Consider the following 18,469-nt stretch of genomic DNA (forward strand, 5'->3'; position numbering starts at 1 on the left):
TTTTATGTTCTTTGTTTTGTGCATGGTGTCCTGGGTGCCTTCCGGATTTGCAACGCCCATTCGGATAAAAGATCTTGTTGAATATGAAGGTGTGCGCGCCAATGATCTAATTGGCTACGGTTTGGTGGTGGGCCTTGACGGAACTGGGGACAGCCTGCGAAATGCCCCATTTACAGAAGAAATCATGTCGAATGTTCTTGAGCGCCTAGGAGTGAATATTACCGGAGAGCAGTTTAGGCCAAAAAACGTTGCAGCCGTTTTTGCAACGGCGCATTTGCCGGCCTTTGCACGCGCCGGATCGAAAATTGATGTTTCGGTTTCTGCAATCGGTGACTCCAAAAGTCTATTAGGGGGCACCCTAATCATGACACCGCTCAATGCGGCAGATGGGCAAATATATGCGGTTGCTCAGGGCGCACTTATCGCCGGCGGCGCCTCTGTAGAAGGCGATGCCGGAAAACAAGTCAACGGCGTTCCAACATCAGGTGTGATCCCATCAGGGGCAAGAATAGAACGTGAGGTGGATTACGATTTTTCAAAAATAGAAAGATTACGTTTGGCGTTACGCGAGGCTGATTTTACAACTGCTCTGCGTATTGAAAACAGTATCAATCGTGCTTACGGCCTCAATGTCGCACGTATGCTTGACGCTGGAACTGTTGTTATCGATATTATAAAAACAAAATCCCTTTCGCCTGCACATGCCATTAGCAAAATTGAAAATCTTGTCGTCGAACCTGAACGCAAAGCTCGGGTTGTTGTGGATCAACGTTCGGGAACAATCGTTATGGGCGAAGACGTGCGCATTTCACATGTAGCAATATCCCAGGGCACACTATCCCTTCGTATTCGCGAAACCCCGCTCGCAATTCAACCCAATCCGTTTTCAAAAGGCGAGACATTGCTGGTGCCCAGAACAGATGTCAGCATCGTTGACGAAAATGAAGTGGCTTTGGCCGAAATCCCTTCGGGTGCAAGCCTATCTGAGCTAGTGTCCGGCCTTAATGCATTAGGTGTATCACCGAGAAATATGATCGATATATTGAAAAGTATCAAAGCTGCAGGCGCACTCCATGCAGAATTTGTAGTGCACTAATGGACATACCCTCGGACCAGTGCTTCTGCGATCAATGCCCAACCGTTGGCAACAACAAAAAACGCAAGCTTAAACGGCAAAGCAACCATAGCTGGGGGAACCATCATCATACCCATAGACATCAAAATAGCAGCAACCACCAAGTCGATGATCACGAACGGTAGGAAAATTAGGAATCCTATTTGAAAGGCGCGGGCTATTTCAGAGAGCATAAAACTTGGAATTAATACGGAAAGTGGCGGTGGGCTTTCGCTGTAAAGGTCTAAATTTCGAAGCGCAGAAAGCGAGGATAGAGTATCTTGGTCAACCCGGCCAAGCATAAATTTCGCAAAAGGTGCCGTTGTTTTCTTCAGCGCTTCCTCAACAGCCATCTGTTGTTGAAAATAGGGGGCGACCCCATCAATCCATGCTGCTGTGAACACCGGTTCCATAATAAAATATGTCAGGAATAATGCGAGGCTCACCAATAGCATATTTGGTGGAGCTTGCTGAAGCCCTAGTGCTTGGCGCAATATGGAAAGGACCGTTATGATAAAAGGAAAGCAGGTCACCATTATCGCAATCCCCGGGGCCAAACTAAGAACTGTAATTAAAATGATCAATTGAAGCGTCTTTAGGGTTAAAGAGCTTTCTTCCAAGAAATCTATGGAAAACCCCTGTGCGTTTGCCTGAGTTGCACACATTAAAAGTGCTAATAGGCAATATAAAATAATATGTGTAGTTTTGCTCATGAAAGCATAAATTTGCTGTCTATAATTTCGGTCAGCCGAATTGCCAACTTTCCTGCATTCATTCCATCTGCAATTTCTTCTAAATTGCCACAAGCGATTAATTGACTACCCACATAGAGCTCGACAGGATCATCGATTTGTGTGTCCAAGGCCAGAACAGCATTGTGTTCAAGTTCTAACAGCTCCTTAATTGTTGGGCGCGCTTTCCCAACTATTACCGTCACTTCAATCGGCACAGATCTGAACGGGCTTTGGTCTGTTTGAAGATTTATATCTTTTTGTTGGGGGGCTTCAGCCATATCTTACAGATCCCTTTTCTGGGTCAAAAAATGTCGATACTGTTCCAGAAATTTTTTCCAAAAATGCAGTAAAATCTATTTCCATTTCTGTGTGACCAATTTCCAATAGCGCTGTATCTTTGCTAAGGTATCGATCACCTTTGACCCGAAACGGCATATCAAGACTTTGGTCCAATTCTTTGGATAGAACGTCAGCGTGATCTGGGTGAACCCGCAAGTTTACGGTTGGATTGCTGCTATCACTGGCAAGCTCTTGAATAGTTTCTAAAACAAATGCTGGAAAGCTGTTGTGCAAAATCATCGGCAAGACAGACTGAATGATCTCTTCTATCACCGGAGCAAGACTTTTTAAAATGCCATTGCGCGCTTCATGATACGTAAATGTTAAATCCGACAGGTTTTCACGAAGGGTTGCAGAAATGGAATCTGTATTGTCTTTCAACGCCTTGGTCGCGTCATCCCAGCCAGCCTTATAGCCAGCGTCAAACCCTTCAAGGCGAACCAAATCAAAGATTTCCTCATTCGCGCTACCACCATTGCGTCGAGCGCTGTCATATGCAGAAAAATCTTCTAAAAGATGGGCGATGGTCATGGCGTTTTTCGGCCTTCTTCCAGCCAATTACGCAATATCTCGACGGTTTCTTCTTGTTTGTCTCCGATCATGTTGCGCAAACGGTTAACCGTATCATGCGCCCCTGAAACATGTTGATTTTGTGCGCCCACTTCGACCAGCGCCGTTAGTGGTTCTCGGCCCTCTGTTTCCATTTGCCCAAGAGAGACTTGCGGTTGGGGTGATCCTACGATGGGCCCCGAAATCAGATTGGTATCTGCCGCCTTAACTGTGGTTAAAACAATAGGTCGAATAACTCGTAGGCCCAAAATTAACGCTATTACGGCCAAAACTAAAACTTTTAGAAGCGAGGTTATATCAACTTCTGGAAAAAACATGCTCGTAGGGTTAGGTGTAGTCACTTGGGCAGTTCTTGGCTTAAAATCAAGCGCTTTGACCGTAATAACGTCCCCTCGGTTACTTTGAAAGCCGGCAATTGATTCAACCAGCTCTCTAATATCACTTAATATATCTAAGGTCTGCTCTGGATCGCTTGCAGCAATCGCTTGCCTATTTACCAAGACAGCCACAGTCATTCGTTCAATTCTATGTGGCGATTTCGTTAGCTCTCTTTGAGTTTCGGAAACCTCATAGTTTGTTGTTTCTCGGATTTCCGTGGTGGCGGTTTGAGAACCGCTTAAAGCTTGACCACCCGCATCTGGCAGATTTGATGCAACCCCTACAGTTTGATCGTCTGCCGCCTTTGAGGTGGACTCGGTTTCGATAGAGTTAACGCTAATTGCAACACGGCTTTTTGGGTCAAAACTTTTCTCTATAATTGATTCTGTATTTTGAAAAGTTTCAAGGCTTACTTCTGCGATGGCGTTTCCAAATCCCAGATGCGCCGCCAGCAAATGCTCAACCTTGGCCTTAATTCGCGCGGCTTGTTCGTCAGCCAGCGGCGTTGTGTTTTTAGCCTCAGAATCCGCAATCAGACCAAAGTCTTCATCAATGACAGCAACAGCAGACACAGCCAATCCTGATACAGCCGAGCTAACCAGATATTTTAGCGCTTTGGCCTGTTGCAGACTGATGCCGCCATTGGTTGGACTAATTGTTACCGAGGCTTTTGTTTTCAGCTGTTGTCCGATGAATTTAGTCGATGGATTAGAAATATGAACACGAGCCGAGTTTATGTGCGGGCTAGAGGCTATTGTCCTTGCCAATTCACCTTCTTTGGCACGCCAATAGGCTGCATCAAACATTTGCGAAGTCGTGCTGAAACCAGACAGATTATCGAGCAGCTCATAACCCTGTGTCGAGGCCTTTGGCAAACCTATACTGGCCAGTGTCATGCGAAGTTCATCGCGTTGTTTTTGATCAACGAAAATAGATCCATTTCTAATCTGATATAAGACACCACGCTGATCGAGTGCCGCTATCACATGTCCTGCAGAGCCGCTTTCTAATCCGGCATATAAGAGCTTGTAAGAAGGTGCTAAGGCCGCGCGCACAAAAAACCCAACAACCAACACAAGCAGTCCAGTTGAAAGACCCAGTAAAATACGCCTTTTGACTGACATATTTTGCATCATCATTGTGAAATTTTCCAAAGAACTCTCCGCCTGCCGCAACTTCTGTTGCACAGGTTTAGGTTTGGATGATCTGCCTTAAGATTCGGTTAGTGGCGCAGGGTTTATAAGTTAATCGTGACAGCAAAATGGAATTTGCACATGGTTGATACCAAGACAGACTCTGAAGTATTTCAAAAACCCAATTATAAGCCTCTGTTAATTATAAGCTTTATATTATCTTTGATACTAGGATTTGGGGCTTTTTACCTGATCCAATATCTATACCCATCACATACCGAATCAACCCACAAAAGCCTGGTTTCCGACCAAGCTTACGATGCTGATGATTTTGCATTTGTGCCGTTGGACCCAATCATCATTTCGTTTGGAAAGGGCGCTGACAAGTCACATTTGAGGCTTCGAGCGCAGCTTGAGGTTCCTAGCGCGCAGCAACACAAGGTGGAACAGCTCAAACCGCGTATCGTTGATGTTTTGAATACTTTTCTGAGCGCAATTGAATTGTCGGAACTAGAGCAACCAGCTGCATTGTCACTACTTAGGGCGAAAATGTTGCGCCGCGTGAAAATTGTTCTTGGTGAAACCACCGTAAACGAACTTTTGATTTCAGAATTTGTGTTAAATTAAGGACTATAAAAGTGAATTTTATCGCAGATGTACTATTAATTTCCGGCACACTGGCGGCTGGTGTATTTTGTATCATCCTATCAAAGCGGTTATCGCGGCTAAACGATCTTGAAAAAGGCGTAGGGGGCGCGGTTTCTGTACTTTCTGTACAAGTAGACGACTTAAAAAAAGCCATGACGGCGACACAAGCTTCTGCAGAACACTCGAATACTTCATTAATCGAAATTACCGAACGCGCCGAAAGCGTCGCGCGGTCTTTGGAATTGATGATGGCCTCTATGCATGACTTGCCCACAAAGCCACAAACGCCTCCTCAGCCAACAGACCAAAAACAAACGCCTCTCTTTAGTCGGCGCGCAGCCAGCGAAAGTACTGGGCAATGAGTTTATTTCCAACAAGACGGTCGCCGCTATTTGTAATTGCGGGATTTTTGCTAGTCTCGGCAGCATTGCGGGTGGGTCTATATACCGGAGAGGCCATTGCAGCTAATCCAGATATAAATACTAACGATGACCCCGAAACCCAGATCCTTAGCTCTGCCAATTGCCAGACAGATAATTCTATTGAGGAAATGATTCTCGCTATTCAGGAAAAAAGCCAATCGCTCCGCCAGAAAGAGGCATCTATTGCCTCTCAAAAACTGGCCTTAACTCTATCGCATCAGGCGGTGGATCAAAAACTTACAGAGTTAAAGCAGGCAGAAGACAATTTACTTCAAGCGATTGCAATCAGTCAGACTGCTGCAAAGTCCGACATTGAAAACCTTACATCAGTTTACGCCTCTATGAAACCAAAGCAGGCTTCGCGTCTTTTTGAAGAAATGGACTCTGAATTTGCCTCAGGATTTTTAGGGTTAATGCCACCTGAAAGCGCCGCAGAAATTATGGCCGGGCTCAGCCCTCAAAAGGCCTATGCCATAAGTATTTTACTTGCAGGTCGAAACGCCAACGCCCCAACAGATTGAAGATTGGAAACCCTTTATGTTCGAATTTCTTGGCATACTTGTCATTTTTGCGATGGTCTTTGGTGGATACCTGGCTGCAGGCGGCAAGTTAGGTATCATCCTTCATTCTCTGCCTTTTGAAATGATGATTATAGGAGGGGCCGCTGTTGGGGCATTTTTGATTGGCAATGACAAGTCTACCATCATGCAAACCCTTAAAGACTTGGGTTTGGTGTTTAAAGGGGCAAAGTGGAAGCATAAAGATTATAGGGATTTATTATGTCTTTTATTCGAAATCATAAACCTTTGCAGACAAGATGCACTGGCTCTTGAAGATCATATTGAAGATCCCAAAGCATCTACAATTTTTGCAAAATATCCAAAGATACAAGCAGACTTTGAGGCTGTAAACTTGATTTGTGATACGCTGCGATCTGCTTCAATGAATTATGATGATCCTCATCAAGTTGAAGAAGTGCTAGATAAAAGAATGCATAGCACTTTGAGCCATGCGCTGCATTCCAGTCATGCATTGCAAACAGTTGCTGACGGTTTGCCCGCTTTGGGAATTGTTGCGGCGGTTCTGGGCGTAATTAAAACCATGGGCTCAATTGATCAACCACCGGAAATTTTAGGAAAAATGATCGGTGGAGCGCTGGTTGGAACCTTTCTTGGCGTTTTTCTTGCCTATGGTCTGGTGGCACCCTTTGCGAGCAAGGTAAAAGCCTTGGTCGAACAAGACGCGCAGTTTTATAATCTTATCCGAGAGGTTTTAATTGCAAACCTACATAATCACTCGACCAGCAACTGTATCGAAGTTGGACGTCAAAACACGCCTGAACACCATCGCCCAAGTTTTTCTGCTTTGGAAACCTATTTAAAGGACATAAAAAAGGCAGCTGCATGATTAAATTTGCAGTGACCCTTTTCATTATGTGTGCTGCAACACCTTCCTTTGCACTGAACATAAAAGCCCGATCGGGGGAACATGATGGTTTTACCCGGGTTGTATTTTATATCCCTGAGCACAGCAGATGGACCAGCGAGCATACTGTGGATGGGATCGAGCTGACGTTCCATGGACACTCTGCGATATTAAATGCCAATGGGTTCTTCACGCGTTTGCACAAAGGCAGAATTAGAAATATTTTCGTCGACTCCAACAGCAAAAAGATTGTTTTGCAATTTGGGTGTCACTGTCGTGCAAATCAATTTACCACCAAAACTGGCTTATTGGTCTACGACATTAAACCATCCCTAAATGTAAAGCCTGAACAGGAAGCGGGTCCAAACGCACTATTACCCTTGTTTTTAAATAAAGCGCCAGTTCGGATGATACCTTTCATCTCGGATTTTACGGATAAAGCGGGTCCTGATTTAAATGAGCTTCCTGAGATAGGGGCCAGCCGCGCGCTCTTGATTAACGCATTGAGTGCAGCAAGCGCCGCAAACATTCTTGAAAAAACTGAACCAAACAATATCCTCTCACCTTCGGTGGGTGCAAGTTCGCAACCAAAGCCAACAAATTTGGAAATATCAGACAGCATTGACAGCACTCATCTGGCCATTGACCGAAACCCTCCACTGACTCAAGAGGGCATAAGATGCCCACCAAATGATGAACTTAGCCTTTTTGAATGGGCTGGACGGATGCCTTTTCATGAACAAATAGCCATCGCACGATCAAAGCTGGTTGGCGAATTTGATAAGATTAATCCGCTTGCGGTGGATGGTTTGATCAGGCTTTATTTGGCCTTGGGCTTTGGGGCCGAAGCGCGCCAGACTGTTAACGCGTTTCAAATAACCCAAGACCGAGAAAAATATCTCGCGATCGCGGATATTTTAGACCCTGAAGAACAGACGGCAAACACCTTTTTTAAAGAGTTTCTTAGCTGTAATACGCATGCAGCTTTATGGTCGATTTTACTTCAAGACCCGCTGCCCAAAAACCCAAATCTCAATCCTGATGCCATCGCTTTTGCCATTATGTCGCTGCCACAAAATTTAAAGCCCCGCCTTGGTGCCTTAGTCGCAGAGCGGGTTTTGCAAGCCGGATATAGCGCACTGTCTGAAACCATAGTGCGCCATATTGAACAAACTAGTTCTACACCATCTCTAGGCCAAGACTTGATGTTTGTAAGATTGCAAAGACATGCCGGTCAAAGCGATAAAGCAGTCGCGCGTTTGGAAAGTATTTTGCGCTCAACCACATCGGTGACCCCTGACGCTTTGATTGAATTTATTGACCTAAAAATATATCTAAACCAGCCCATTGACCATAAATTTGCCGATTTGGCCGGAGTGCTTGCTTGGGAATACAAAGATAGTGAAATTGGCCATCACCTACAGCACTATCAGATAAAGGCTTTTATTATGGGCGGTAAGTATCACCGAGCCCTTCAACATTACAAAACTGCGCCAAAGGCCCATCAATTTGACAATGAGTTTGCACAGCTCATGACCTCCAAAGCCTCAGATGCCGCATTCATAAAAGCAGCCTTTTTCATTCACCCAAAAGAATTGGATAGCGCATTGCCCAAAATAGCCAAGCGTTTAATAAATTTAGGCTTTTGGCAGCGTGCAGAAAGTTTTTTAAACAGCGTTAAATCAAAGCCAATGATAAACGAGCAAAAGGTTTTAATGGCTGAGATTGCACTTGAACGCAAAGCCCCAGAAAAGGCACTGGCTCTATTAAATGGCTTGTCTGATCCATCGGCTCTTATGCTCCAAGCCAAAGCTTTGATGGCTACAGGCAAATTCGGTCTTGCTGAACAGGTTTTTGCAAGTTTCAACGATGCTGATAAACAAACTGTTGCGGCATGGCATAATCAAAATGCCGATGGGCTCAGAGACCTTGGCAAACCAGCTTTGGCGGATTTGTTGGAATTGGGAAGTCAAAACCCAAGCAAAGACATGGCTGTGCTTGCCCAAAATCGTTACTTGGTGAACAACAGTCAGCAATTGCGATCCGTTCTGGGGGCCGCGCTTCTCTCAGTCCAAAGCCTGGCACAATAACCTAACTTCGTAACCAAAAAAAAACATCTTCTGAGTAGTTTCTAACCATCTTGAACCTTTGAAATATTGGTGCAGTTTTTATGATAATAAAACGGGCTTTTGGTGGATTTTTATTGGCAAGCTTATTGGTAATTAGCCACAGTTCGCCAGCAATTTCGGCAGTTTCGCAAGCTTGCGATCGCGCCGCTGTGCAGGCTGCAAAAAATACAGGAATTCCTGTGAAAATTTTACTGACAATCACCCGAATTGAAACAGGCCGTACGCGACAGAACCAGACTGAGCCATGGCCATGGACCTTGAATGTTAACGGTGCAGGCCATTGGTTTAAGACCAAAGCGGCCGCACTAAGTTATGCTAAAGATCAGCGCCAAAACGGTTCAAAGAGCTTTGATGTTGGCTGTTTTCAAATAAACTATCGGTGGCACGGGTCTCATTTTTCTTCGCTTGAAAAAATGTTCGACCCCAACGCAAATGCAGCCTACGCAGCTGCCTTTCTTAAATCACTTTTTTTGGAAACCCGATCTTGGCCAATTGCAATTGGCGCCTTTCATTCGCGAACAGACCAATATGCCCAGCTTTATAAGGCGCGGTACAAAAAGCAATTTGAGCAACTTACTATCCCTTCTGCGGTAAAGGCATCCTTAAAAAATGCTGTTTTCCCATTACCATCAGCGACTTTTCAACCGATATCCCTTGGCTCTTTGGTTCCAATATCGACCTTTGTACGCAACCCACCTTTAGTTCCACAGCTAAATTAAATGTGGCCACAGTTAAATGCTCTAGCTAAAATGGCATTGAGCCCAACCATCTTGCTGGCAGTGGCTTTAATGACCGTTATTTTAATGATGATCTTGCCCATGCCGTCATGGGCACTTGATCTGGGTCTGGCTTTTTCATTTTGTTTGGCAATTTTAATTTTTACTGTGACATTATTTATTGAAAGGCCTCTGGATTTCTCGGCTTTTCCTACGCTCTTGCTTGCATCGCTCATGCTGAGGCTGTCCCTAAATGTTTCTTCAACAAAACTCATTATTGGAGAGGGCCATAACGGAACCCACGCAGCTGGCAATGTCATTCAAAGCTTTGCAAATTTCGTTATGGGCGGCAGCGTTTTTCTTGGGCTAGTTGTATTTGGAATACTGATGATTGTTAATTTTGCAGTCATTACCAAAGGTGCTGGCCGGATGGCTGAGGTCGGTGCCCGTTTTGCCTTGGATGCGATGCCGGGAAAGCAATTGGCCATTGATAGTGATGTTGCTGCTGGGGCAATTGATCACGAAGAAGCAAAACTACGCCGCAATATTGAACAACAAGAGACAACCTTTTTTGGCTCGCTTGATGGGGCATCCAAATTTGTAAAAGGCGACGCAATAGCCGGTCTGCTCATCACCTTTTTAAATCTGGTTATGGGATTGACTATGGGATTGGTTGTCCACCAGATGCCACTTTCAGAGGCCTTTGAAACCTATGCCATTTTAACTGTAGGTGATGGGCTTGTATCACAAATTCCAGCTGTGATCATTTCAATCGCAGCTGCACTTTTACTTGCGCGGGGTGGTACTACTGGCTCGACCGATGTTGCCGTTTTTGCACAAATTTCGCGCTACCCAGAGGCTTTGATTGCTGTTGCCGTTTTAATGGTCGTTTTTGCCAGTGTGCCCGGCTTGCCCGCAGTGCCATTTCTGTTAGGGGCTTTTGGATTGGGGTTGATTACCTATTTGATGAAACAGTCTGCACCATCCTCTGCCAAAGATTTAATAGACGATAGCGAGCCCGTCTCCCAAGAAAAGTCAATTGGGGATATTATCGATCTAGAAGACATCCATGTTGAATTTGCAGCTGATCTTGTACCAATGATTTTGGATCAAAATACAGGTTTGGACATCCGCATATCAAACATGCGGCGCTATCTGGCCACGCAATTTGGTTTAATTTTACCACAGATACGCTTAACAGATGATGCTGCTCTTTCAGAAGGCACATATGTCATTCGGCTTCAAGGTGTCGAATATGCAAGCGCGACAATCAAGCCGTCAATGATTATGGCACTTTTGCCTGATGGTGACACAGATTTGATTTTAGGGTCTGAAACCAAAGAACCCGTTTACGGGGCCCCTGCGAAATGGGTCGATCCGGCCGAGCAAGAAGAACTGTCCATGAATGGAATTACGGTTGTTACGCCTTCAGAAATTTTGGCAACCCATCTACTGGAAACCTTAAAACTCAATTTTCCAAAATTAATGACCCTGAGGGCGCTTTATGGATTGCTAGATGAACTTACGTCGCTAAGTGATGCGGCCAGATCTGAGGCAAACCAAAAGCTGTTTGATGCGCTCATCCCAGAAAAGATCACAATGGCAAGATTGCTTGCCACACTGCAAGCACTGCTGGCCGAGCAGGTTTCAGTCCGCAATCTACCCGCTATTTTGGAATCAATGGCCGAAACATCTTCGCACCCGCAAGATGTCGTTGTTGAGCAGGTCAGGCAAAAGCTTGGTCACCAAATAATTGCAGCGCTCAAACGGCCAGATGGGTCAGTGCCACTTTTGCAATTGGCGCCTGAATGGGAAGAAACCTTTAGCAGCTACCAAATTGACAAGGAGCCCGGCGTCAGCGACGTGGCACTTCCACCGGACATATTCAACAATCTTGCAGAGAATATTTTCCAAACAGTGACATCAACATCAGATCAAGGCGCGGATGCCGCTCTCATTACAAGCACCAAGCGGCGAAAGTTTATCAAAACCATATTGCGCTCACGCGGGCTTCGAAACCATGTCATTGCATTTGAAGAGCTGGGGTTTGATGCAAAGCCAGCCGTTATTGGAACAATTTCAGCATGATGGATTGGGCACCCCTTATTGCTGTATGGCAGAACACTATGGGATCCGTTGCCATTGTTTTTTTGCGCATAGCATCATTGATGGCCATCTTACCTGGCTTTGGGGAACATAGTATCCCGATGCGCATTAAGGTGGGTTTATCAATTGCTTTGACTTTGGTCACGTATCCGATGGTTGAGCTGGGTGGGCGTTCTATCCAAAATCTGTCAAGCTTTACCAATTACTTGGCCAGCGAGGTCATAATTGGGCTTTTTATCGGGCTTCTTTTACGGTTGATGGTTTTGGCACTTCAAACTGCTGGCTCTATCGCAGCGCAATCCACATCTCTTTCGCAAATTCTTGGAAATACTAGTGCCGAGCCAATGCCTGCAATGGGGCATTTCTTAACCACCGGCGGGTTGGCGCTTTTAATGATCATGGGATTTCACGTTCAACTGATATCAATGATTTTTTTATCTTACGATTTGTTTCCAGCGGGTTATATTATAAGGCCGGCCACTGTGATGTCGCTAGGCGTCGACCATGTTAATTTTGTATTTTTCCTTGCGTTTGGGATTGCAGCGCCATTTTGCGTCAGCGCTCTGCTCTATAATGTCACTCTCGGTGCAATCAACAAAGCTATGCCGCAGTTGATGGTGGCATTTGTCGGCGCGCCTGCAATTACATTTTTCGGGTTATTTCTACTCTATATTTGCGCGCCATATATGCTGAAAACTTGGGCAGAAGCGGTTCACAAAGTTTTACAGTTTTCTCTAGGATCTGGCTTTTGAGCAACCAAAGCGCTTCTGAGGAAAAATCCCATAAAGCCTCTGAACACAAGCTGCAAAAAGCGCGCGAAAAAGGTGATGTTCCCCGTTCCACCGAGTTAAACTCTGCTTTGGGACTCGGTGGATTTTTAGTGGCGCTTTGGCTGTTCGGTAAAATCAGTCTTGAGCATGCAGGCGGTCAGTTGCGGCATATTTTTGCCACCGCTGATGATCTGAGTTCGAGCTTGTTTCAAGACGCCCCAAGGGCGGAACTTAGTTCGCTTGTGATTAAGATTTTGATCGCAATAGGGCCATGGTTTTTGCTACCCATTGGTATCGTCATCCTTTCCCTTATCGTGCAGAAAAGTGTCACATTTTCACCTGAAAAACTAAAACTAAAACCAAACCGGCTATCGCTAATCGAAAATGCAAAAAATAAGTTTGGGCGCCGCGGTCTTTTCGAGTTTTGCAAAAGTCTTGCCAAATTAACCCTTTTTGGGGCAAGCCTTGCGGCGTTTTTGTTTCATAATTTGGAATATATTTCCGGACTGGCATTAGTGGATGCGCGGCTCGGCCTGCTTGCTTTAGCGCAACAATTTTTTGGCCTTCTTTCGGTCATTGTCGGATTATCTTTAGCCCTCGGCGTTCTTGATCTTTTCTGGCAACGCTCCGATTTTCAAAGAAAAAACCGTATGAGCCATCAAGAGGTCAAAGAAGAGCTAAAAGAGTCAGAAGGCGATGCTCTTTTTAAGCAGATTCGGCGTCAAAAGGGATACAATATAGCAACACAAAAAATGCTTCAGGATGTAGCAAAAGCTGACGTATTGATTGTGAACCCCACACATTATGCCGTTGCACTGCAATGGTCACTTGGCTCTAAGACAGCGCCAATCTGTTTGGCCAAAGGAGTAGATCATGTAGCCCATAGAATCCGGGACTGTGCGATGGAAAACGCTATCCCAATCCACAGAGACCCGGTCACAGCCCGCGCAATTCATGCAACTGTAGACATTGGATGTGAAATTGAGCCGGCACATTACCAAGCTGTTGCAACTGCTATTCGGTTTTCAGAGTACGTCCGAAATCAGGCAAAGATCAAAAGATATGAATGAAAAGATTTTTGAAATTTACGACTTAAAGCGCGAAAAAGCTGCGCAAAATTACAAAATAGAGTGTGCACAAGAAGCCAAGCTTAGGGCGCTTTTGCAGTCAATCAGCGCGCATAAACACCCCTCTGGCAGCACATCTGTCTCTGCCATGCGGCTCACTGGTTACGAGGATAGATGGCACGTTTGGTCGGATAACCGACGAATAATTTTAAATCAGAAGCTTGCGCTATGTCTTGCGCGCAAAGATGAAAAAAGACGATTACTTGCGAGCCGGCAGGCGGAAATGATCGCGCAGGGTGATCTTATAAATTCCTTAGACTTACAACGGCGCCAAAACCTTGCTTTACGCCGCCGCGCCGATCTTCAAGATCAGATGTTATTGCAGACTATAGCCAATTGATTAATGATCCTGTCGTGCGATGTCAGTGATCAGGATATCGGTCACCTTATCTCCGAGTATCTTTTTGGCGGCACCAAACAAGTTATTTCTGAGGACATCTAAATTCAGCGAGTCGGTGAACTGACCATTAAATCCACCTATGTTGGCGTGATCGAATAATATTTGCAAAAATGCATCTCTTAATTTTGGCTCTAACGAATAAACTGTTTCTTTATATCCATAATCTAGCTCTAAACTTACGGACAGGGCTACCAAACCATTAACCGAATTCTCTTGCACCAGCGGAATAATGAATTGGTTGTTTAGCTTTAAATAGTCTTGTTTTTTAAAACTCGCAGGCGTTTGATTTTTTATGTGAGTGTCAGGTTTTGAGGACGTTAGTTCAACTGGGCTTTTTTGGTTAGCATCAATGGAAATAATTTTAGCGACCAGACCGGCAGCAACCCCGGCAGTCACTCCAAGTAAAATCACGATTAGGGCGAGAATTTTGTGCATTTATATTGACCTAAAACGGGCTCAAATCATCTAAAATTTGAAAGCCGACACGCGGTTGCTGCGCATCACTAATATGACCACGGCCGCCGTACGAAACCCGCGCAGATGCAATTTTATCATAGGTAATTTGATTTTTTCGAGAAATGTCCTCAGGCCTTACAAAACCCGATACAAGTAATTCACGCAATTCCTGGTTTACTCTGATTTCCTGAGATCCCGAAATAAAAAGGACACCATTGGGGAGCGTTTCAATAATTGTCACCGCAACGCGCAGGGTAAGCTTTTCTTTGCGTTTTATTGAACCGTCTCCAGACGAAGTGCTTTTTGAATCAATTTTTGTTAGCCTGTCATAACTGGCGGCATCAGGCAATTTTCCTGAGAACCTTTGAGGGATACCAAAAAGATCTGGCAGAGAGAGTGAGTCCGATGCGTTACGGGCACGAGATGACGAGTTTGAAATTTCTGCTTTGTCATCAATTTCAATCAGTACTGTTAAAATATCACCGCGGCGCAAGGCGCGCCTATCACCCAGCAATGAGTTTCGCGTTCTGCTCCAAAGCGAGGCTTGCTGCCGCGCGCTTGACCGAGTTGCCAATGTTGTGGCGTCAGACAGCAGCATCGCCTGTCTCTCTATCGAAGCATCGCGCGAAGAGAACGCAGGAAGCGATCCACTACTTTGACCACAGCTTGCTGTAAAAAAAACAAAAATGGCAATATTCCAATTATTCATGACGCATTCTCAATAGGTTACCCAAATAGAGCCATCGGGCTGTACTTGGCCGATTACAACGGTTTTTGAAGTGCTGTTCATCACTTTGATTTTTTCGCCAATGCCCCCTCGGGCCAAGGCTCGGCCTTGGGTCGATATCGAGATCATGTTTTGCTGGAAAACAAGCGTCACAATTTGGTTTCGCTTTATAATTGCCGGTTCTCTTAAATCCTCTGGGAAAATTGGCCGGTTTGCATAGAGGGCTATCCGCGCTTCCTTGCCAGTGATTGAGCTTAACTTTGAAAGGGCGCCCAGAACAGAATTTTCTGATTGGATGAGGTCACTTTCTAAAATCACCCGACCTGGGGCGAGCGTTCTGATCGGGACAATTGTTTCTGCCAAAAGAGGCCCGGTGATCAGCATAAGGATGAAAAAAAATTTCATCATCAGCGGACTTGTGTCGTGGCGGCCAACATTTCATCCGCTGCTGAAATGACCTTTGCATTCAACTCATACCCGCGCTGGGCTTCGATTAAATCTGTTATCTCTTGAACAGCGTCCACAGAACTGTCTTCTAAATAACCCTGTCTTAAAGTGCCTAAACCGTCCTGCCCCGGCATAGCCGTCATTGGAGCGCCAGATGCGGATGTTTCGAGAAAAAGATTGCTGCCGATCGCCTCTAATCCTTTGGAATTGGAAAATCCTGAAAGTGTAATTTGTCCCATCAACTGCCCGTCGGCAGTGTCAGCATGATAAGTATAAACTTCCCCGTCTGCGTTGATTGAAATGCTTCTGGCATCATCAGGGATGACAATTTCCGGCGAAACTGGAAACCCGTCTGAGGTGACAATTAAACCCTCTTCATTTCGTTTTAGAGCGCCGTCTCTTGTATAGGCCGTCTGCCCTGAGGCCAGTTGCACCTCAAGATATCCTTTTCCTTCGATTGCTAAATCCAAGTCGCCGCCTGTGGCTGATAATGCGCCCTGCGAAAGCATAACGGATACGGCAGCTGGCCGCACCCCTAAGCCCAGTTGAATTCCAGTTGGCAGAACGCTTCCGTCCGCTGCATTGACAGAGCCTGGTCTTGCCATTTGCTGATAATGCAGATCGGAAAATTCGGCACGTCTTGGGTTAAATCCGGTCGTACTCATATTCGACAGATTATTTGAAATGACCTCAACCCGCATTTGTTGAGCACTCATTCCGGTTGCGGCAATTTGTAGGGCGCGCATGGTTATCTCCGATTATTAGGTTGCTAGAACATCAATGGCTTTTTTGATGCGTTCGTCTTCTGCAGTCAGAAAGCTCTGACCCATTTCATAGGCTCTTTGTACCTCAATCATTCGGGCGATTTGTTGCAAAGGATCTGTATTGGACTTTTCAAGAAAACCTTGAAGCACACGGGTATTTTCAGCCGGCATTGCCGCGTCTTGGAATGCAAACTTTACTCCGTCTTCTCTTGTGACATCTTGCGCGCCAGCGGGTTTCATGAGAGCGATTTGGCCCAAAATTTGACCATCGGTGCTAAGAGTTCCGTCTGAAGCGATATTAATTTCTTTCGCATCCGGCGGCAGGAATATCTTTGTTTGCGCTTGGTCCAAGACTGCAAAGCCTTGCGCCGTGATCAAATTGCCCTCAGAGCTAAGAAAAAAACTGCCAGATCGTGTCAGTCGTTCGCCCTGTGGGGTGTCGATTAAAAAGAACCCATCACCTTCGATTGCGACGTCCAAAGGGTTTCCGGTTTGTTGAAATGCGCCTTGTGTGAAAGACGTTCTTGCGACGTTCCCATTGGCCATTGAAACCAACGTATTCTCGGACCCTTTAGTCAAATATTCAGAAAAAATAAGCCCTTGTTGGCGGTAGCCTGTGGTGGTTGCATTTGCGATATTATTTGCGATTAAATTCATTTCACGCATGAGCCCAACTTGGCGGGACAGGGTGGTATAATTGGCAATATCCATATTATCCCCCAATGATCAGTGTGAGCAGAGGACCTTGGAAAAAGGAAACCAAGCTTTGGGTCATAAAGCCCATAGAAAACCAGAAAGTAACGACAATCGCCGTGAGTTTTGGAACAAATGTCAGTGTCATTTCTTGCACAGATGTCAAAGCTTGCAGTAGCCCAATTGCCAGACCCACAAAAAGAGCTACGGCCAGTATTGGAATAGATATGGTGACCGCAATCCAAAGGCTTTGCCGGAGTACATCAAAAAAAACGCCTTGCTCTAACATCAAACAGACATCCTAAGAATTTCTTGATAGGCTTCGACAACCTTGTTGCGCACTGTGACAGCTGTTTCGACAGCAAGTTCAGATTGCACCAAGGCCTGAACCAGAGCATGTGTATCTGCTTGTCCGTTTGCAGCCGAAAATGCCGCCGTTTCACTCTGCTGTAGGGTTTGAACAAAACTTTTTCCTGCCCGAGAGAGCTCACTTGGCCCATCTAAGCTTTTTTCGGGCTGCGTGGCGGGGCGAGACCCCAGATATTGTTTAGCGCCAAAACTTGCAGAAACGTCCATTTTCTATCCTTAATTTCGCAGTAAATCTAAGAGGCTAGAGGCCATCTGCCGAGTTTGATCAAAGAGCTTTAAATTGGCTTCATAACTGCGCTGGGCTTCGCGGGCATCGGCAATTTCGTAAATCAAATTGACGTTTGATCCTTGATAATAACCGCTCTGTTCTGCCATCGGGTGTGAGGGGTCAAAAACCCTTTCCAGCTGGGCTTTATCCAAAATAGTTTGCCCCACCTTGACCCCCCCGTTTTCATGCGCTTTGAACTGAATTGATTTGCGCCGGAAGCCGGGCGTATCTACATTGGCAATATTTTCCGAGACCCGTTGAAGCCGCGCCGATTGCGCCCTTAAACCACTTGTCGAAATGGTCATAGCAGCATGAAAATCGCTCATATATTATGTCCTTTCTCTATCGCCCAAGGCTGGTTCGCAAAATAGAAAGCGTGCTGCGGTAAATTGCGATGGAATGGTCATGCTGGCGGCGAATATCAACCGAGCGGAGCATTTCATTTTCGACAGAAACCGAGTTTCCATTGGGTTCTCGGTATCCAGCGTCATCATAAACTTCTGCCACTGAACTTGAGGTTTTCATGTCTGGGTTCAGGTGACCTTGCCGGGTCGTATGCCAAGCTCGGAAACGATCACCGGACGCCGTTTGGGTGGTAAAAGGTGCAAGGTCTTTGGCTCGAAAATCGGGCGTATCTGAGTTTGCCAAATTACGCGCGGCAATGGTTTGGCGCCGGCCTGCATGTTCTGCCATGCCCGAGGCCAGTCTGAATAAATCCACTTTTTGAAACATCG

24 protein-coding genes are annotated in these 18,469 nt (G+C 45.6%); 11 read left to right on the forward strand and 13 right to left on the reverse strand.

Annotated elements, in window-relative coordinates:
- The first annotated feature begins 4 nt into the window (after positions 1–4).
- On the forward strand, positions 5–1,096 hold the full coding sequence (flgI, locus tag GN278_17645; protein XAT62732.1) for a flagellar basal body P-ring protein FlgI: 1,092 nt from the start codon (positions 5–7) through the stop codon (positions 1,094–1,096).
- Here the strand turns inward: flgI and fliP are convergent.
- Genes fliP through fliF form a run of 4 tightly spaced genes read right to left on the reverse strand, consistent with a single transcriptional unit; the run spans position 1,093 to position 4,289 of the window.
- Positions 1,093–1,827 (reverse strand): flagellar type III secretion system pore protein FliP, encoded by a 735-nt coding sequence (fliP, locus tag GN278_17650; GenBank protein ID XAT62432.1) that lies wholly within the window; start codon positions 1,825–1,827, stop codon positions 1,093–1,095. The two genes, flgI and fliP, sit on opposite strands and share 4 nt — an antisense overlap.
- Positions 1,824–2,126, reverse strand: coding sequence for a hypothetical protein (locus GN278_17655; GenBank protein XAT62433.1), 303 nt, complete (start codon positions 2,124–2,126; stop codon positions 1,824–1,826). Before GN278_17655 ends, fliP begins: the two co-directional genes overlap by 4 nt.
- A complete protein-coding gene (locus GN278_17660; GenBank protein ID XAT62434.1) occupies positions 2,119–2,718 on the reverse strand; it encodes a hypothetical protein in 600 nt (199 codons plus the stop codon). The genes GN278_17655 and GN278_17660 overlap by 8 nt, the downstream gene beginning before the upstream one ends.
- A complete protein-coding gene (gene fliF / locus GN278_17665; GenBank protein ID XAT62435.1) occupies positions 2,715–4,289 on the reverse strand; it encodes a flagellar M-ring protein FliF in 1,575 nt (524 codons plus the stop codon). The genes GN278_17660 and fliF overlap by 4 nt, the downstream gene beginning before the upstream one ends.
- Positions 4,290–4,409: 120 nt before the next feature.
- Between fliF and GN278_17670 the strand changes: the two genes are divergently transcribed.
- The 10 genes from GN278_17670 to GN278_17715 all read left to right on the forward strand — a co-directional run bounded on the left by GN278_17670 (position 4,410) and on the right by GN278_17715 (position 13,951).
- The gene (locus tag GN278_17670) at positions 4,410–4,895 is read left to right on the forward strand and encodes a flagellar basal body protein FliL (protein ID XAT62436.1); all 486 of its coding nucleotides are present in this window, start codon (positions 4,410–4,412) and stop codon (positions 4,893–4,895) included.
- Positions 4,896–4,906: 11 nt separating this feature from the next.
- Positions 4,907–5,278, forward strand: a complete 372-nt coding sequence (locus GN278_17675) for a hypothetical protein (protein ID XAT62437.1) — start codon at positions 4,907–4,909, stop codon at positions 5,276–5,278.
- Entirely contained in the window at positions 5,275–5,859 is a 585-nt protein-coding gene (locus tag GN278_17680; GenBank protein XAT62438.1) for a hypothetical protein, read from the forward strand. Before GN278_17675 ends, GN278_17680 begins: the two co-directional genes overlap by 4 nt.
- Positions 5,860–5,875: 16 nt before the next feature.
- Positions 5,876–6,745, forward strand: coding sequence for a flagellar motor stator protein MotA (motA, locus tag GN278_17685; protein XAT62439.1), 870 nt, complete (start codon positions 5,876–5,878; stop codon positions 6,743–6,745).
- Entirely contained in the window at positions 6,742–8,853 is a 2,112-nt protein-coding gene (locus tag GN278_17690; protein XAT62440.1) for a hypothetical protein, read from the forward strand. The genes motA and GN278_17690 overlap by 4 nt, the downstream gene beginning before the upstream one ends.
- Before the next feature lie 80 nt (positions 8,854–8,933).
- Entirely contained in the window at positions 8,934–9,611 is a 678-nt protein-coding gene (locus GN278_17695; protein XAT62441.1) for a transglycosylase SLT domain-containing protein, read from the forward strand.
- A gap of 30 nt (positions 9,612–9,641) precedes the next feature.
- Positions 9,642–11,696 carry a flagellar type III secretion system protein FlhA gene (gene flhA / locus GN278_17700; GenBank protein ID XAT62442.1) on the forward strand — a complete coding sequence of 685 codons (2,055 nt, stop codon included), beginning with the start codon at positions 9,642–9,644 and terminating at the stop codon, positions 11,694–11,696.
- Positions 11,693–12,466 carry a type III secretion protein gene (locus GN278_17705; GenBank protein ID XAT62443.1) on the forward strand — a complete coding sequence of 258 codons (774 nt, stop codon included), beginning with the start codon at positions 11,693–11,695 and terminating at the stop codon, positions 12,464–12,466. The genes flhA and GN278_17705 overlap by 4 nt, the downstream gene beginning before the upstream one ends.
- Positions 12,337–13,554: a flagellar type III secretion system protein FlhB gene (flhB, locus tag GN278_17710; protein XAT62444.1), complete on the forward strand. Its 1,218-nt coding sequence runs from the start codon at positions 12,337–12,339 to the stop codon at positions 13,552–13,554. Before GN278_17705 ends, flhB begins: the two co-directional genes overlap by 130 nt.
- Positions 13,547–13,951, forward strand: coding sequence for a hypothetical protein (locus tag GN278_17715; protein XAT62445.1), 405 nt, complete (start codon positions 13,547–13,549; stop codon positions 13,949–13,951). Before flhB ends, GN278_17715 begins: the two co-directional genes overlap by 8 nt.
- Here the strand turns inward: GN278_17715 and GN278_17720 are convergent, their stop codons facing one another.
- The 9 genes from GN278_17720 to GN278_17760 are packed head-to-tail and all read right to left on the reverse strand — an operon-like array spanning position 13,952 to position 18,467.
- On the reverse strand, positions 13,952–14,446 hold the full coding sequence (locus tag GN278_17720; protein ID XAT62446.1) for a flagellar basal body-associated protein FliL: 495 nt from the start codon (positions 14,444–14,446) through the stop codon (positions 13,952–13,954).
- 10 nt (positions 14,447–14,456) lie between these two features.
- On the reverse strand, positions 14,457–15,176 hold the full coding sequence (gene flgH / locus GN278_17725) for a flagellar basal body L-ring protein FlgH (GenBank protein XAT62447.1): 720 nt from the start codon (positions 15,174–15,176) through the stop codon (positions 14,457–14,459).
- Between the two features lie 9 nt (positions 15,177–15,185).
- Positions 15,186–15,602, reverse strand: a complete 417-nt coding sequence (gene flgA / locus GN278_17730; protein XAT62448.1) for a flagellar basal body P-ring formation protein FlgA — start codon at positions 15,600–15,602, stop codon at positions 15,186–15,188.
- Positions 15,602–16,387 (reverse strand): flagellar basal-body rod protein FlgG, encoded by a 786-nt coding sequence (flgG, locus tag GN278_17735; GenBank protein ID XAT62449.1) that lies wholly within the window; start codon positions 16,385–16,387, stop codon positions 15,602–15,604. The genes flgA and flgG overlap by 1 nt, the downstream gene beginning before the upstream one ends.
- Positions 16,388–16,402: 15 nt before the next feature.
- Positions 16,403–17,116 carry a flagellar hook-basal body complex protein gene (locus tag GN278_17740; protein ID XAT62450.1) on the reverse strand — a complete coding sequence of 238 codons (714 nt, stop codon included), beginning with the start codon at positions 17,114–17,116 and terminating at the stop codon, positions 16,403–16,405.
- A gap of 1 nt (position 17,117) precedes the next feature.
- Positions 17,118–17,387 carry a flagellar biosynthetic protein FliQ gene (locus tag GN278_17745; GenBank protein ID XAT62451.1) on the reverse strand — a complete coding sequence of 90 codons (270 nt, stop codon included), beginning with the start codon at positions 17,385–17,387 and terminating at the stop codon, positions 17,118–17,120.
- A complete protein-coding gene (gene fliE, locus GN278_17750; GenBank protein ID XAT62452.1) occupies positions 17,387–17,674 on the reverse strand; it encodes a flagellar hook-basal body complex protein FliE in 288 nt (95 codons plus the stop codon). Before fliE ends, GN278_17745 begins: the two co-directional genes overlap by 1 nt.
- 9 nt (positions 17,675–17,683) lie before the next feature.
- Entirely contained in the window at positions 17,684–18,061 is a 378-nt protein-coding gene (gene flgC / locus GN278_17755; protein XAT62453.1) for a flagellar basal body rod protein FlgC, read from the reverse strand.
- A 16-nt stretch (positions 18,062–18,077) separates the two neighbouring features.
- Positions 18,078–18,467 carry a FlgB family protein gene (locus tag GN278_17760; protein ID XAT62454.1) on the reverse strand — a complete coding sequence of 130 codons (390 nt, stop codon included), beginning with the start codon at positions 18,465–18,467 and terminating at the stop codon, positions 18,078–18,080.
- Between the last annotated feature and the right edge of the window lie 2 nt (positions 18,468–18,469).

The sequence above is a fragment of the Rhodobacteraceae bacterium Araon29 genome (assembly GCA_039640505.1).
Taxonomy (GTDB): domain Bacteria; phylum Pseudomonadota; class Alphaproteobacteria; order Rhodobacterales; family Rhodobacteraceae; genus CABZJG01.